Annotated in this window: 14 protein-coding genes; 8 read left to right on the top strand and 6 right to left on the bottom strand. The window is 50.3% G+C overall.

Annotated elements, in window-relative coordinates; genetic code table 11:
* Positions 1-76 precede the first annotated feature (76 nt).
* The 4 genes from AC5JMP_RS12150 (at position 77) to crtC (ending at position 3427) form a co-directional block, all read left to right on the top strand.
* Entirely contained in the window at positions 77-787 is a 711-nt protein-coding gene (locus AC5JMP_RS12150) for a PTPA-CTERM sorting domain-containing protein (RefSeq protein ID WP_495851733.1), read from the top strand.
* A 280-nt stretch (positions 788-1067) separates the two neighbouring features.
* The gene (locus tag AC5JMP_RS12155) at positions 1068-1718 is read left to right on the top strand and encodes a PTPA-CTERM sorting domain-containing protein (protein ID WP_495851734.1); all 651 of its coding nucleotides are present in this window, start codon (positions 1068-1070) and stop codon (positions 1716-1718) included.
* A gap of 110 nt (positions 1719-1828) precedes the next feature.
* Positions 1829-2428 (top strand): HpsJ-like protein, cyanoexosortase C-associated, encoded by a 600-nt coding sequence (hpsJ-C, locus tag AC5JMP_RS12160; protein WP_495851735.1) that lies wholly within the window; start codon positions 1829-1831, stop codon positions 2426-2428.
* Between the two features lie 45 nt (positions 2429-2473).
* Positions 2474-3427, top strand: coding sequence for a cyanoexosortase C (gene crtC, locus AC5JMP_RS12165; RefSeq protein ID WP_495851736.1), 954 nt, complete (start codon positions 2474-2476; stop codon positions 3425-3427).
* Between the two features lie 82 nt (positions 3428-3509).
* Here the strand turns inward: crtC and AC5JMP_RS12170 are convergent, their stop codons facing one another.
* From AC5JMP_RS12170 to AC5JMP_RS12185, 4 genes are all read right to left on the bottom strand, one after another.
* Complete coding sequence (locus AC5JMP_RS12170) at positions 3510-5270, bottom strand: protein kinase domain-containing protein (RefSeq protein ID WP_495851737.1); 1761 nt, start codon at positions 5268-5270, stop codon at positions 3510-3512.
* Positions 5271-5479: 209 nt separating this feature from the next.
* A complete protein-coding gene (locus AC5JMP_RS12175; RefSeq protein ID WP_495851738.1) occupies positions 5480-7573 on the bottom strand; it encodes an SPFH domain-containing protein in 2094 nt (697 codons plus the stop codon).
* Positions 7574-7883: 310 nt separating this feature from the next.
* Positions 7884-8417 (bottom strand): tetratricopeptide repeat protein, encoded by a 534-nt coding sequence (locus AC5JMP_RS12180; protein ID WP_495851739.1) that lies wholly within the window; start codon positions 8415-8417, stop codon positions 7884-7886.
* 33 nt (positions 8418-8450) lie between these two features.
* Positions 8451-8603 carry a hypothetical protein gene (locus AC5JMP_RS12185; protein WP_495851740.1) on the bottom strand — a complete coding sequence of 51 codons (153 nt, stop codon included), beginning with the start codon at positions 8601-8603 and terminating at the stop codon, positions 8451-8453.
* 171 nt (positions 8604-8774) lie between these two features.
* On the opposite strand from AC5JMP_RS12185, the gene serS reads away from it, so the two are divergent.
* Positions 8775-10055 carry a serine--tRNA ligase gene (gene serS / locus AC5JMP_RS12190; protein ID WP_495851741.1) on the top strand — a complete coding sequence of 427 codons (1281 nt, stop codon included), beginning with the start codon at positions 8775-8777 and terminating at the stop codon, positions 10053-10055.
* Between the two features lie 94 nt (positions 10056-10149).
* Here the strand turns inward: serS and AC5JMP_RS12195 are convergent, their stop codons facing one another.
* Together AC5JMP_RS12195 and AC5JMP_RS12200 are read right to left on the bottom strand one after the other, a co-directional pair.
* A complete protein-coding gene (locus tag AC5JMP_RS12195) occupies positions 10150-10932 on the bottom strand; it encodes a PEP-CTERM sorting domain-containing protein (protein WP_495851742.1) in 783 nt (260 codons plus the stop codon).
* 338 nt (positions 10933-11270) lie between these two features.
* On the bottom strand, positions 11271-11963 hold the full coding sequence (locus AC5JMP_RS12200; protein ID WP_495851743.1) for an RNA polymerase sigma factor: 693 nt from the start codon (positions 11961-11963) through the stop codon (positions 11271-11273).
* 157 nt (positions 11964-12120) lie between these two features.
* Between AC5JMP_RS12200 and AC5JMP_RS12205 the strand changes: the two genes are divergently transcribed.
* The 3 genes from AC5JMP_RS12205 to ndhI all read left to right on the top strand — a co-directional run bounded on the left by AC5JMP_RS12205 (position 12121) and on the right by ndhI (position 14977).
* Positions 12121-13026 (top strand): lysozyme family protein, encoded by a 906-nt coding sequence (locus AC5JMP_RS12205; protein WP_495851744.1) that lies wholly within the window; start codon positions 12121-12123, stop codon positions 13024-13026.
* 203 nt (positions 13027-13229) lie between these two features.
* A complete protein-coding gene (gene nuoH / locus AC5JMP_RS12210; RefSeq protein ID WP_495851745.1) occupies positions 13230-14348 on the top strand; it encodes an NADH-quinone oxidoreductase subunit NuoH in 1119 nt (372 codons plus the stop codon).
* Positions 14349-14392: 44 nt separating this feature from the next.
* On the top strand, positions 14393-14977 hold the full coding sequence (gene ndhI / locus AC5JMP_RS12215) for an NAD(P)H-quinone oxidoreductase subunit I (protein ID WP_495851776.1): 585 nt from the start codon (positions 14393-14395) through the stop codon (positions 14975-14977).
* Positions 14978-15026 lie beyond the last annotated feature (49 nt).

A 15026-nucleotide genomic window follows, 5' to 3' on the forward strand; every position in this document is an offset into this window, starting at 1 on the left:
CTAATGGTGAAGAGGCTTGCAGCATCTTCTTAAGATCTCAAATGGGTTCTATACATCAATCAAAATAACCAAACTCATGACAACCTCCACCTTAGTTCAACGGTTTGCGCTCACAACTAGTTTGCTAGGAGCGATCGGCATCGGCAGCCTGACTCTCACTGCACCTGCTCAAGCTGCCAGCATCACAAACTTTAGCGACTGGAACACTTTTGGAGATGTGCTGCCCACTCCTACTACCGCTGACCTCAGCACTGATGGGCTTCAAGATGATGATTTTCCTCTGCCCTCTGGCAGCTTCAACGTTTCAGGCACTCCTGCAGGTCCTGTAGGAACTGTGGGCGGATTAGAAGACTTCATTGGTGTACCGATCGGCTCCCTCGATCCAGACCCCGTTTTCCCCTTGGCATACGAAGGCTCTGCCATCAGGTACACAGTGGATGCAGCAGCAGGCGATAGCTTCAGCTTCAACTCGATCTTCAACACCAATGACACTGTATTTTCTGACTACGCCTTTTTCTCAGCCAATGGAGCCATAACCACTCTCAATACGGCTCCAGGAATAAACAGTCCTTTTCAATATGTCTTCGCCACTCCGGGCACCTACAATCTAGCCCTGGGAATCGTAGATGTAGGCGACTTTAACGGCAGTTCAACCGTATCGCTAAGCAATGCTCAGTACACCAGCACTGCCATTCCGACTCCAGCAGTATTGCCCGGTCTAATTGGCATGGGCATTGCTACATGGCGCAAGCGTAAAGCGGCGCAAGCTGAAAATAGCGCAAGCTAAGAAATCGATGATTTTTTGAGTTAACGATTACTACTTTTGAGTGAGGGATCACAGCTTTACAAGTAAGCAATTATTGTTTTTGAGTTAACAATTGCTGCTTTCGAGCTGCTGACTTAATCCTTCTTTCTCTGAAGGGGTATCTCCACTTCGTCATTTGCCAAAATGTTCCTGCGAAAAGGATTTGCGGCTCTGTGTGAAGTTGATATTCTCAAACCACTGCTAAACATGCATTTATCTCTGTTTACGACGATTCACCTTTAGAGATAGAGATTAGAATTTCATGTCACTGAAAAATCATGCCCTTTTAGGACTATTGACCACGGCAACGCTGACGGCTGCTTTCCCTGCCACAGCCGCTACGGTTGACTTCAGAAATCAGGGTAACTTGACAACGCCACAGTTCAGCCAAAATGGCCTTACTGTAACCGGATCAAACACCCTCAACATTACGAGTGGTGGTTTCTTTAGTGGCTTAGGGGTTGTAGGTAATACCAATCAAGCTATTGATCTAGGAGAATCTGCTCTTTTTCAGTTTTCGCCGGATGGTGCATCTAACGTGTCACTTTTTTCCTCTTTTATTTTTGTAAGTGGAGGTACCAGTAACGCGAGTTTTAATTTTGAGGGCTTTGCGCCTGGAGGGAATTCATTAGGAGTGGTTTCTCTATCACTCTCTGGTTTTTTTCCCGCGATTCAGCCTTCAGGTCTCGATGTTTCTGGGCTATTTAGCAACTCGACTCTTTCTGCATTCCGCTTTACCTCAGATGGAGCGCCTTCTCCAACTACCGGTGCAAACATTTCCCAACTCAGCTTTAACCCTATCGCGCCTCCTACCCCTATTCCTACTCCTGCCTTGCTTCCTGGACTCCTTGGTATGGGTATTGCTGCATGGCACAAGCGGCGTAAACAGAGAACCGAGTTCCTGAGCAATTAACTCTCTTGAGCAATTAACTCTAGAGATCTAAGAGGAGAGCATTTGTCTCTGCTCTTAAGAATAAGCACATCGATCAGGGTGTTTCACCCATTTAACCTAGAAAATTTCCTATGACTACCCTTCAGACCAATCAGCGCATCAGTTCTCCCAACCCCAAACCGCTTTGTCAAATCGTGGGGCTAGCCTGTTTAACAGGATTTGTTTTAGATATCTTAGTCATGACTTTTCCGCTTCAGTTGGGTAACCTGGCTTGGCGAGTAGGATTCCTTCAGCAATTGGGCGATCGCAGCATTATTCTGCTTTTTGGTATCGCGCTGTTGATATACGGCATCATTGACCTGACCGCTTGGCGCAAGCGTCTGGCTTTCTCCTGTCTGGTGTTGGGCGCGGCATTCATCTTGTCAGGCATTTGGGTGATTTGGGATAGTTTGGCATTGCAGAAGCAAACAGTAGCGGCAATCAGCGCTCAGCAACAGCAGATCCAAACCCAAATTAATCAAGCCAAAGTGAATCCTCAGCTAGCGGCTCAAATTACGCCAGAGAAGCTACAGCAAGCCACTCAAAATATCGAAAGTCAAGCTGAATCAGCCAAACAAAATGCCCAAACAGGAACCTTGAAAACCAGCTTTTCTGGTTCCGGCAATCTCTTGGTAGTAGGTCTGGCATTGATTGGTTTAGGACAATATGGGATTCGTCCATCCAGATCTTAAGGATGCGACGATCGCGCTCAAACATCACGTACAGATAATAACGGCATGAGCAAATCTATAGGGCAGGGATATCAGCACTGCCTCAGCCTTTTGCAACTCAGTTTCCGAACAAATCACAATCGCATTATCACCTGCGGGCTGGCGATCGGGCTGGTCTATCTTTCCCGTTGGGCAGGTTCTTTGCTAGCAACGTCCTTAGAAGGCTCTTCCACGCCAACTTTTAATATTGGGTTTCTCTGCGTAGGGCTAACCTTGCTCTGGCGCGATCGCCATGCTCTCAATTCGCTAAAAAGCTATGAGGAAGAACAATTTACAGGAGAGCTGCTGATTTTGGGAGGGGCAGGGGCGTTTGCGGTTTGCCAATCATCTTTTGAGATGCAGACTCTAACCTGGATGCTTATTCTCCTCAGCATGGTTTGGAGCACTTGGGGATTTGCGTTTTTCCATCGGTTCTGGTTGCCAACGGTGTTTGTGATGATTAGCCAATATCCAGACTATGCAATCATTAAAGACCATGTTTTAACGCTGAATCTATTAGGCAGCTCCATGGCTTGGATCAGCAGTTTAGTGTTTCAGGTTTTTGGGCAACCTGCCACCGCTCAAGATGCGCTCCTATCGTTATCGGTTCCTTTAGATCCTGCTAAATCTGTCTTGATCGATTCTGGATGCAATGGATTGAGCATGGCGTTGAAGGTTGCCGCCGCTGGGCTGATCGGGGGATTACTTTTGCAGCTTAGCTACTGGACTACGATTCGGCTGATGGCGATCGGCGTTGTGCTGGCGCTGCTGTTCAATGTTGTGCGGATCGTTCTGCTGGCGATCGCGGTGGTTTATTGGGGCAAGGACTGGTTTAATTTCTGGCATGGACCTTGGGGTGGGCAAATTTTTTCAGGAATTCTGTTTACGGTCTACTACTACAGTGTTCAAGGCTGGATTACTTCGCCTGCACCTCAAAAAAGCGAACCTCAAAAAACTGAACCTCAAAAAACTGAAGGGTAGAGTCTTGCCTCAAAAAGCAGGCTTCTAGCGTGAACGGTTACGCGGTTGGGTGGTGTACAGGTAATGATTTTTTGTGGATTACCTACGGCTGATGCCATCGATAAATCAATTTATCTCTTCCGCCGCTGAAAAGCTCATAGCCTATTGTCGATGTGAATGGGGAAATCGCGATCGCACGGACGGAATCGGTGTGTCCCTCTAACGTTGTCTGCAACGTGCCGCTTGCAGTATCCCAAAGTTTAATTGTTTTATCCCAACTGCCGCTGAGCAGCGTTCTTCCATCAGGGCTAAAGCTGAGCGTGGCGATCGCCCAAGAATGTCCTGTTAGGGTTTGAAGTAAGCGTCCGGTCTGGACTTCCCACAGCTTCACGGTGTTGTCTTCGCTGCCTGTCGCCACAATTTGGCTATCTGGGCTAAAGGCGACGGTCAGCACTGCCCAGGCATGACCGGAAAGAAGGGTGGGCTGGTCAGGCTTAAGCTTAGCCAATGACCATAGCCGCACTGTGCGATCGCAGCTTGCACTCGCAAGCCATTGTCCGTCTGGGCTGAAAGCTGCTGCCGTCACCTGAAGTCCGTGTTTCAAAACCTGCGTCAGTTCACCCGATCGCCAATCCCACAGGCGAATCGTTTTATCCCAGCTAGCGCTGGCGAGCATCTGTCCATTGGGGCTGAGGGCAAGCGATCGCACTGAGCCTGTATGCCCTGTGAATGTGGTGATTACTTCGCCCGATCGCCAGTCCCATAGCCGAATCTTTTTATCGTCTCCAGCGCTGATAAGTCTTGCGCCATCAAGGGTGAAGATCAGCGATCGCGTTCCTTTGTTTACCAGAGTGACTAGACGCTGGCGGGTCGCTATATCCCAAAGACAAAGGGTCTTATCGTCGGCACTGGCGAGAATGGGTTCAGCGTGATGAAGGGCGATCGCATTGACGGCACCCGGAGCCAGTAGGGCAGAGAGCGGGGCTTGAGACTTTGAAGCTTGCTTGAGCTTACGAGCAGTCTTTCTGATTCCCGACTCTTGAATCGCTTGGTCTGCGGTCTGAAACCTCAGATTCAAGGTATTCTGTATCAGTTTATCCAGCACTCTCGCTAAGCGCTCGCTCACGGGTCGGGCTAGGTATGATCGCCAGATCCAGCGATCGTTAAAGCTGTCATAGAGGTCAAAGGGCGAAACCTCCGTGAGTAGATGGATGCAGGTCACGCCTAGGCTATATAAGTCGCTGGCGTACACAGCTTTGCCTTGGGTCTGCTCAGGGGCGGCATATTCGGGACTGCCGATTAGGGTTTCTGCTTGAGCGACTCCAATGGCTAGTCCAAAATCCACTAGGGAAAGATGTTCTGGCGTTTGAATAATATTTTCGGGCTTGATGTCTTGGTGCACCTGACGCTGATGAATGAACTGAAGCAAGGGCAATAGCTCAGTCAAAAGCTGCCAGATTTGGGATTCGCTAAATGAGCCTTGTTGTTGCAAAACAGCCGCCAGATTATGACCTTCGATCCACTCTTGAATCAGATAAAGCTGGTTGGCTTGTTCAAATGCATCGATGAAGCTGGGAATTTGTGGATGTTCGCCTAGGGCTTTTAGCGACTGTACTTCTTGGTGGAAAAGTGCGATCGCTTCTTGAGTGAGGACAGCCTGGAGCAAGAATTGTTTGATGACGCATTTTGTGTTGCGATGCTGAGTGTCGATCGCTGAATAGGTTCGTACTGATGCGCTTTGTCCTAGGAGTTGCAGGGCGGAGTAGCGATCGTTTAACCGTAAGGAAGAACCGCAGGTGTAACAGGTTGGATTTGTTGCTGCGTTCTGGGGTGCTGGGCAGTTAGGGTTTGTGCAGTAGGTCATGGAGAAAAGCCAAACAGCCTTGGGGGTCTTCCCCAAACCCCCGGCAGGGGACGGGTGCGTCCCCCACACCCCCTCCACACGAGATGGGGGATGAGATGCAGAGGGCGCTATTCCTTTCAGGAACGCTACGCGAACGCATGGGTGAGTGTCAGGGGCGTTCTTGAATAGTTTTTTTGAAAGGTTGACACAGTTAATCTTTCAAAGAAAATCTAGTGGCGATCGGGATCTCCTGCACCATTAACGGGTTGAGGCTGGGCATCCACTAGAGGCACCCGCGGTTGTTTAGGATCGAAGGGCTGGTGTCCAGTCTGGTTCCAGAGGATGAGCGACAGTAAGCCGTCTACGAGTCCGCCGCCGCTGCCGTTAGCTCCGCCCACCATGACGTCAGGGATGAGGCGTACTTGGCGATCGCCGATAATCTGCATCACCTGCATGGCGGTGTAGTTGTGTTCACCCAAAGCCTCGACCCCGGCGCGGTAGGTTTCGGCTTTGGCGTTTCCGGTTTCGCGGATTGCCGAGGCTTCGCCGAGCGCCTTGAGGCGGATGGATTCGGCTTCGCCTGTAGCGTGCTTGATTTGGGCATTGGACTTTAGCTCGGCGATGGTGACGCTTTGCTCGGATTTGACTAGCTCTTGCTGAATGTCGGCAAGGGAGGTTTCGCGGACGAGCATCTGCCGCTGGGCTTGCGCCATCTGCTGCACTTCAAAGGTTTTGCGCTGCTCTTCTGCCATCTTGCGATCGATCTGGGTTTGCATCAGCTCGGCGGGGGGCTGAATGTCGCCTATCAGGGTGTCGATCGCCTGTACGTCGTAGCTGCGCAGGGCGGTTTTGATATAGTCTGCCGCTTCGGTCTGGCGTTCGCTGCGGGCGTTGAGGAAATCTAGCACGGTGTAGTCTTGGGCTGAGTTGCGGAAATAGTTGCCCACGCTGGGTTCTAGGACGTTATCCACGAGGTTTTGCATGGAGCCGACGCGAGAAATGACCTTGGGGGCATCGAGTGCGCCAACATGGATAATTTGCGAGACTTCTAGATCAAAGGCAAAGCCGTCATTCGATCGCACTCTCAACGCCTCCAGGTTGGCATCGTACTTGTGGCGCTCGGTGCGGCTCGACCAGTTCAGCACAATGTTGATTGTCGGCACCAGCTCGACTTTCATGACGCGGGTGTTGATCGGGTGTTTGCCGGGATAGAGCGGCTCTACCCACACGCCCTTGTTGCCCACTTTCACCAAGTTGCCGTGGGTAAAGGCGGCTCCGCTGACATCATCTTCAGAATCGCCCACAAAGGAGACGACAACTCCCACATAGCCGATTGGGATCTCGGTCATGGGCACCTGCTCAACGCGGACAAACCAAGGGTTGAGGTTCCAAGAGCCAGAGAGCAGAATTTGCTGCTGTAAGCCACGCTGTCCGCCCTGTTCAATGAATTTCTGCCCGCTCTGGAAATTGTCGTGATTGGCAATTAAATGTCCGGCAATTTCACCTGAGTCGATCGGCGCACCCGCTAGAGTCGTGACTACGCCTACCTTATCGGACTGAAGTGAGTAGACCGCCAGATCTTCTGGTTGCATATCGTGGCTGCTGGCGTTGGCTGCTGTGATCACCTTAAACAGAGCCGTATTGATCCGATAGGTGCCTGCTGTTAAAAACCCAATCTGCCGTCCCTTTTCGCCGCTATTGGTCAAGAATTCGCGGGCGTTCTGAAAGTTGTCACACTCTACGACTTTTCCTAAAATTCGTTCTAGGGGGATGGAGTCGCCGTCATTGGCAACAATTAAAGCAATTTCGCCTTGAGGCACGGCTACGACGGCTTCCTTTCGGACGCTGTACTGCCAGGGCCAATAGCCCCAGTGCCAGCCTGGAGCAAGCGTATCCGCCTGATAGCCCGCCTCACCGTTAAGCGCTACTAGCCTTCCTGGCGGCAGTTGCTTCCCGGCAAACGAGACTTTTTTGACTATGATCCCTACTTCTCGTTCACTAATTACGACTAGCCCAGCACAGGATGCAGCGATCGCCGCTCCCCCCAACACGCCTACTGGAATTAGCAGCCAAGAGAGACTCATCCCGCTCTCAGTAGTCCGGACTTGAAGACTCGGCACTTGAGAAAGAATCGGAGCAGATGGAGCAGATGCCGCTTGAGCAATCAGGCTAGAAGATCTGGGAGTCTCCTGAGCCAGAACAGGAACCGTCACTGTGGAGCCGATCGCCACCACAGCAAACGAAGTTGCTACCGATAAGGCAAACCGGGCAAATCGATCGGGAATTTGAGCAGAAGCGCGATCGCGGACTTGAGGAACTTTCATGGGTTTCGCCAGAATTGGTACGTTAATCCTGACGCTGGTACGCGGCGATTTGAGCTTAGCAGTGAGTTCTCTTGTAGAGGCGCTCGTAGCTTGCGCAGGTATTAGCTTACGCAAGTACAAATAGAAAACTCACCGAATTCAAACTCGCTTTGCCTGTAGCGTTGTGGATATAACCTAACATTTCCCTAGGAGGCGATCGAAATTCTTAATCTCGCCGTAACTGTTGTACCCAAGCTCTACTCAAAGGCAATTTTTATGGAAAAAGCATTACCTCTCACAATCCATTTGAGATTGCTGTAGAGAGACAAAATTATGGAGACAAAACTAGCCGCTTACGCAGCGACTCAACCCGTCGTCGAGCGGTTGCATTTCCGGGTTCAAGCCGAAGTGAGGCTTCGTAGGATTCTAACGCCTGAGCCGTGAGCTGCTTTTTCTCGTAGGCAAAACCAATGTTATTCAGCGCAGTCGGATAGTCAGGAATGCGCTCTAAAGCCTCTTTATATTGCTTAATAGCCAGGTCATACTGCTCTTGCGCTGCGTAGGCAAATCCCAGAGCGTTGTAGATGAAGGCAGCATTTTCACCAGCTTCTAAGTCTTTTGCCTTGAGCGCTTTTTGAAATTGAGCGATCGCCTGACTATACAAGCGCTTGTCTAGCAAAATTCCGCCCAGCTCATAGTATTCCTGAGCCGTACCTTTGCCCTGACTCAGCTTGTTCTGAAGCTTAGCTAGCTTCGTTTCAGTCCGACGGGTTTTGAGAACCTGTCGAAATAGAAACCAGCTTGCGCCTCCCAGCAAAATCACTAGGATACTGAGATAGATAGCGGGTAGTAAGCGATCGTCCATAGCCTTTATACGCAGAGCCAGTATTATGTCAAATCAAGAGCTTTGATTCTTCTTACAGCCTACATCAGAACCGAGCAGACCAACACTCGACAAAATCACCCGAACCGTTTGAGTGGTCAAATGGCTTTTGCCTGGGCGATCGCCTCTCAGCCGCTCTTTCAGACCCATAAAACCTCTATATGACATTACATAATTGAGTTAGGACGAGTTATTTTTTGAGAGCCGCGCTCTGCGCGGCTCTCAAAAAATAACTCATTAGATCTAAGCGCGTAGCGCTAGATTATCCATCGCCGATCGCCCCTATAAAAGTTATGCTGATCTAGCTGATCTACTTGGTAATGAGCCGAAGGAACCACCGTGATTGATCTCAAGCAGCTACGGGAAAACCCAGAGCAATTTCAAGCCCGTCTCAGTTTGCGATCGGGCAGTTACGACATTCAACCCGTTCTGGATCTCGATCGCCAACAGCGAGAGTTAGAGGGAGAGCGATCGCAGCTTCAGGCACGCAGTAATGAAATTGGCAAGCTGGTGGGTCAAAAGATGCAGTCTGGAGCCAAGCCGGACGATGCCGAGGTGAAAACGCTCCGCGACCAAGGCAATCAGATCAAGGCAGAGCTGGCAGAACTAGAGCCGCGTGAGAAAGACTTGAAAGAGCAGATTCAGGCAATCTTGCTGACCCTGCCCAATCTGCCGGGTGAAACGACACCCATCGGCAAAGACGAAGACGAGAATGTGGAGCTACATCGCTGGGGCGATGAGTATATTCCTACAAATCCAGATATTTTGCCTCACTGGGAGATTGGCGAGAAGCTGGGAATCTTGAACTTTGAGCGGGCAACAAAAATTGCTCAGAGTCGCTTTGTGGCTCTGATGGGGGCTGGCGCAGCTTTAGAGAGAGCCTTGATTCAGTTCATGCTGGCGCAGCACACGCAGGCGGGTTTTACTGAAGTGATTCCCCCTTTTCTGGCGAATAGTCAGTCAATGACGGCATCAGGGCAGTTGCCCAAGTTTGCCGAAGAGGCTTTTAAGTGCGATCGCGATGACCTCTGGCTCATTCCCACTTCAGAAGTGGCGATCAACAGCCTCTATCGAGATGAAATTCTCACGGCTGAAGAGCTGCCTCTGCACTACTGCGCCTACACGCCCTGCTTCCGGCGTGAGGCAGGCAGCTATGGCAGAGACACGCGTGGACTCATCCGGCTGCACCAGTTCAACAAAGTGGAAATGTTTAAGTTTGTTCATCCCGACACCTCTGAGCAAGAACATGAAAGTCTGCTAAAGCAAGCCGAGAGCATTCTGCAAGCCCTGAAGCTTCCCTATCGCGTGATTTCGCTTTGTACAGGCGATCTGGGATTTGCCGCAGTCAAAACCTACGATATCGAAGTTTGGCTGCCCTCGGCAGGTAAATACCGAGAAATTTCAAGCTGCTCTAACTGCATGGACTTCCAGGCGCGTCGTAGCAATATCCGCTTCAAAGAGACTGGCAAAAAAGGTACTCAGTTTGTTCACACCCTAAATGGCTCCGGGCTGGCGATCGGTCGCACCATGGCGGCAATTCTGGAAAACTATCAACAGCCCAACGGCACTATACAAGTTCCTGAAGTTTTGCAGCCTTATCTGGGTCGAGAGGTGCTTTAAAAAAAGAGGTGCTTTAAAAAACCAGAGAGAGCGGATATTATCCGCTCTCTCTGGTTTATGTCATAGGGACAGCGATCGTCTATCCAGCCTTCTTCTAGCCAACAGCTTCCTTTTGGCGACGACGTAGGCGAGTCAGACCTGCTGCCGCTATGCCCAGCAATCCTACCGTAATGGAGGGTTCAGGTACGGAGGTCAGGGCGTTGATGTTCTCCTCACCAATGTCAATAACCAAAACGGTGTCATTGAAATCGCGATCGGAGCTTTCATTCCACTTGCCTGTGGCAGCATCTTGTCCCCAAGCGCCTAGCGAACCATAGAGATCTTCAAAGCCCAAGACGAGATAGTTCTTGTAGGCTGATGCAAAGACATGCTGGAGTTTGTCAGCATTAGAAGCAGTGCTTGTGCCAAAGATGTTGGCGCTATCCCCCCGGTTTTTGCCATCTGCTCTCAGCCAAAAATCAAGCTGGGAGCCTCCCTTGACGGTTCCCAAGCTAACGCCATCGCCGTACTTCAACACATCATCTGAAGCGTCGTTGAAGACTAGACCTGTGCCCTGAGTTGCGCCCGTGGACTCATAGGCAATCTGGTTCCTGTAACCCGCTCCTTCGTTAATGAAATGAACCTTGACCTCATAATCGGACTTTAACTTCAGCTTGGTGGGATCGAGCAGGAACTGACCCACATTCACTTTTTCCATCCGCTCTGTTTGAACAAAAGCTTGAAACGGAGCATTGTTGAATCCGGTTTGAGCTTCGCTGAGAATGGGCGATTGGCTCCATGAGTTATTCCAGGAAAAGGCTGATGCGGGAGCTGCCTCGAACAGCACTCCGGTGAGAGCGGCAGCTGCAAATAGACCAGTCAGAAGTTTTGTATTCATTGGCGGGTTAAGCAACGAGAGTAGTAATCTTTACTACTTGTAACGGAATTATTGAGAAATGTCTTCGCTTGATTTACGGAGTAACCCATTTCCGCTGAAGTCATCTGCTCATAAGCGTTTCAATGAAGAAGCGCAAGATTTTCAGGATCTATTTCTTTAAGAATTTCTCAACGTTTATACATAGACCTATATTTTTAGGTGATTAAATATACGTAGATTAGAATAGAAGCTTAAGCAAAAAATATGAAACGTCTAGGAAAAATTATCTAATTTGATGTTTTCTCGATCGCTAGACCGAGGAGTTCTGATATTGAAGCGATCGAAAACTTTAATCTTTATTATTCATGCACGGTTAGCAGAGGATCAAGGCTGAAAAGATCGCTGTAGCTGTCTTCTTCAGAGCTTGCCTGACGAATTTGCCCCAGATAAATTTCACTAATGTCTTCAGGTAATGCTATTTCCAGCTCGTGATATGCCTCATCCAAGCGCCGCTTCACCTCCGCAGAAGTGACGATTTCGCCCTCGGCTTGTAGATATGCCGCGATGCGAGTTTCGCTCCAGTGGAAGGTTTGTGCCATCAGCACCATAAGTCGATGAATCGGAATCAGGCGATCGAGGGCTTGTTCAAGGTAGCACCAGAGCGGCGGCGATGCCTCTGAAAGCGTATAGTGAATCGACTCTACCGGAGGCAACTCCATCCGATTGATACAGACTGCGGTGATATTAATCAGCCAGCTTTGTAGCGTAAAGGGCTTGCCTTCGATCGCAGCAGGTTCGTGCAGATCGAGTCCGCCTAGCTCGTAATAAATGTGCCGCCAGGTCACGGCAAACAAGTAGTCAGCCTGAACGGGCGATCGCACCGAATGGCGAATCAGCGAATAGACAATCGGGCTGTAGCGACAAAAAATTGCGGTGAAGTATTTACCTGCGTCAGGATTTCGCTGAAACAACGTCAGCATTTCTTGATCGCTGTAGTGATTCAAAGCATTGATGAGCGGATGACTACATTCGGGGAAGCTAGGAATTTGCACGGTTCTCAGTCACTCAATCACAAGATAGGGGGCACAGGATGTGAGGCACGCAAGCACGGGTCGCCGTCAGGAGATCTGCAAGCCACTCATGATACTCACAAGCGCCAGATTTTTCACGTCTTTTCAATTAAGATTTTAGTGTGGTGCTGAGAGAATAATGGAGATACCTATGGGGGTAAAACGCGATCGATTCAGAGGTTTCTCGCTACCCGTAGTATTTTCGTTGAGCATGGGTTTGGCGATCGTTCTGATTACGCTGCTTCCGGTAAGCGCCCAAGCGCCGCCAGTGAAAAATTTGCCCGTCTCCCAACCCTTTCCGCTTCAAGACGTCTCTCAGAATCTTTCTCAACCAACTATTCCGCAAGTGGAATTAAGTCCTTTACCGCTGCTGCAACGGCTTCCCATACTCCAACCATCTTTCCTCAGTCAGTATCCTGATACTGCGCGACTGATGGCAGTCCGCGCCTTCTTGAGGGGGGCGATCCACTACGCAGAGGGAACCTATCCCAATCCTTTGGGTGCTAGTCCGTACAGGGTGATTCTGGGGCAAGAAACCTTTGATTCCTTTGACGATCATCCCCGCAAAATGGTGACATTGAACTGGGGAACCCCTTATGAGGTAACATCGGATGCGGCAGGTTCTTGTCAGTTTACTTCCGAAATTTGGGACAAGCTTCACCAAGACTATCCCCATGTTTGGCGATCGGATCTCCCGGCATTCCATCCGCAAAACCAGGACATTGGCTGCCTCATCCTGTGGACAGAGATGGGAGGTTACAAGGCTCTGATGGCAGGCACTTCCGTGAATGCTGAGGGAAAAGTCGCTGTGGATGTGGAGCAATTTACGACTTCTGTACAAACGAGCTGCACGATCTGGGCTTCGTTTCCTTGTGCTAACGGCGTAGGAGCCTACGATCAGGCTCAGGTTGGTTATCAGAAAGCTAAGGCAATCGAAGAAATGTGGCAAAACTTTCAGGTGGCGCTAGCGGATCAGCAGCAGCTCGTGGATTTTATGTCAGATGCGATCGCCCGCCCCCAGCCGACTTTTCAAATCGGGCGGTAGAACAAGAGGCTTTTCTATGGTGAGCCTTGAGTTTTCGTTCACGGGCAACACCACTCAAAAAACCAGTCAACGGTATACTAAGGCTGGAGGTCGAGTAACCTTCTAATAGCAGTACAGTTAAGCCTGACCCGTTAAACGCAATTTGTTAAGACCAAATTGCTAAGACCCAATTAATCCGCAAAAACCTGAGTGCAACGAAGAACATGAGTTCAGGAATTGATTTACAAGGAAGCTTTATCCAGCTCTTGACGGACTCCGGGCTGCCCATCGGGGTAGCCAAAACGGTCTGGATACCTTTGCCGATGCTGATTATTGTGGCTGCGGTCACAGTGCTGGCGCTGGTCTCAACTTGGCTAGAGCGAAAAGTCTCGGCGGCAGCTCAGCAGCGGATTGGGCCAGAGTACATGGGACCTTTTGGTCTGCTGGCTCCTGTGGCAGATGTGATTAAGCTGCTGTTTAAGGAAAACATGCTGCCTGCCAAGACTGACCCTTGGCTATTTGCGATCGCTCCCCTCATGGTGTTCATTCCCGTGTTTCTGTCCTACCTGATCGTGCCCTTCGGTCAGAACATGGTGATTACTGACCTGAATATCGGCATTTTTCTGTGGATTGCGCTCTCTAGCATTGCGCCTGTGGGTTTGCTGATGGCAGGCTATGCCTCCAACAACAAGTATTCTTTGCTGGGCGGACTGCGGGCTGCGGCTCAGTCTATCAGCTATGAGATTCCGCTGTCGCTGTCGGTGCTGGCGATCGTCATGATGTCTAATTCCCTCAGCACGATCGATATTGTCAATCAGCAGACAGGTTACGGCATCTTGAGCTGGAACATCTGGAGACAGCCGATCGGCTTCCTGATTTTCTGGATTGCGGCTCTGGCGGAGTGCGAACGGATGCCCTTCGATCTACCGGAAGCTGAGGAAGAGCTGGTTGCTGGCTACCAAACCGAGTACGGCGCGGTCAAGTTCATGCTGTTTTATGCGGGATCTTACGCCAACCTGGTGCTGTCGGCTTTGCTAGTGGCAGTGCTTTATCTGGGCGGCTGGGAATCCCCGATTCCGGTGAGCTGGTTAGCGAGTCTCATCGGCGTGAGTGAATCAACGCCTTGGCTACAGGTCATAGCTGCCAGTTTGGGGATTGTGATGACGCTGTTTAAGGCATACCTGATGATCTTTCTGGCGGTCTTGCTGCGCTGGACAGTGCCTCGCGTGCGGATCGACCAGCTTCTAGATTTGGGCTGGAAGTTTCTGCTGCCCGTGTCGCTCGTGAACCTACTGCTGACCGCTGCTCTAAAGCTCTCGTTTCCCGTTGCTTTTGGCGGATGACTCCTGGATTTCATACAACCTTCTAACCTGCGAGAAACCCCATGCTGAAGTTCCTAAAGCAAGTTGGTGACTACACCAAAGAAGCTGTGCAAGCGGCTAAGTATATCGGTCAGGGGTTGTCTGTCACCTTTGACCATATGCAGCGCCGTCCCATTACCGTTCAGTATCCCTATGAGAAGCTGATTCCTTCTGAGCGCTTTCGAGGGCGCATTCACTTTGAGTTTGATAAGTGCATTTCTTGCGAAGTCTGCGTTCGCGTTTGCCCGATTAACCTCCCTGTGGTGGATTGGGAATACAACAAGGAAACCAAGAAGAAGAAGCTGAACCACTACAGCATTGATTTTGGGGTCTGCATTTTCTGTGGCAACTGCGTAGAATACTGCCCGACAAACTGCCTGTCGATGACGGAAGAGTATGAGCTGGCAACCTACGATCGCCATGAGCTGAATTATGATAACGTGGCTCTGGGTCGTCTGCCCGTCAGCGTTATTCACTCTGACCCCATGGTAACTCCGCTGAAAGAGCTGGTCTACTTGCCCAAGGGCGTGCTTGACCCTCACGATCTGCCAGAAGGATCGCGGCGACCTGGCAAACTGCCCTCTGAGATTTTGGAAGAAACGTCAAAGTAGTCGAGTAGCCGACCAAGCCGATCAAAGTAATGTTTTGTCAAGAGTTGAT

It is taken from the genome of Drouetiella sp., from assembly GCF_059504425.1.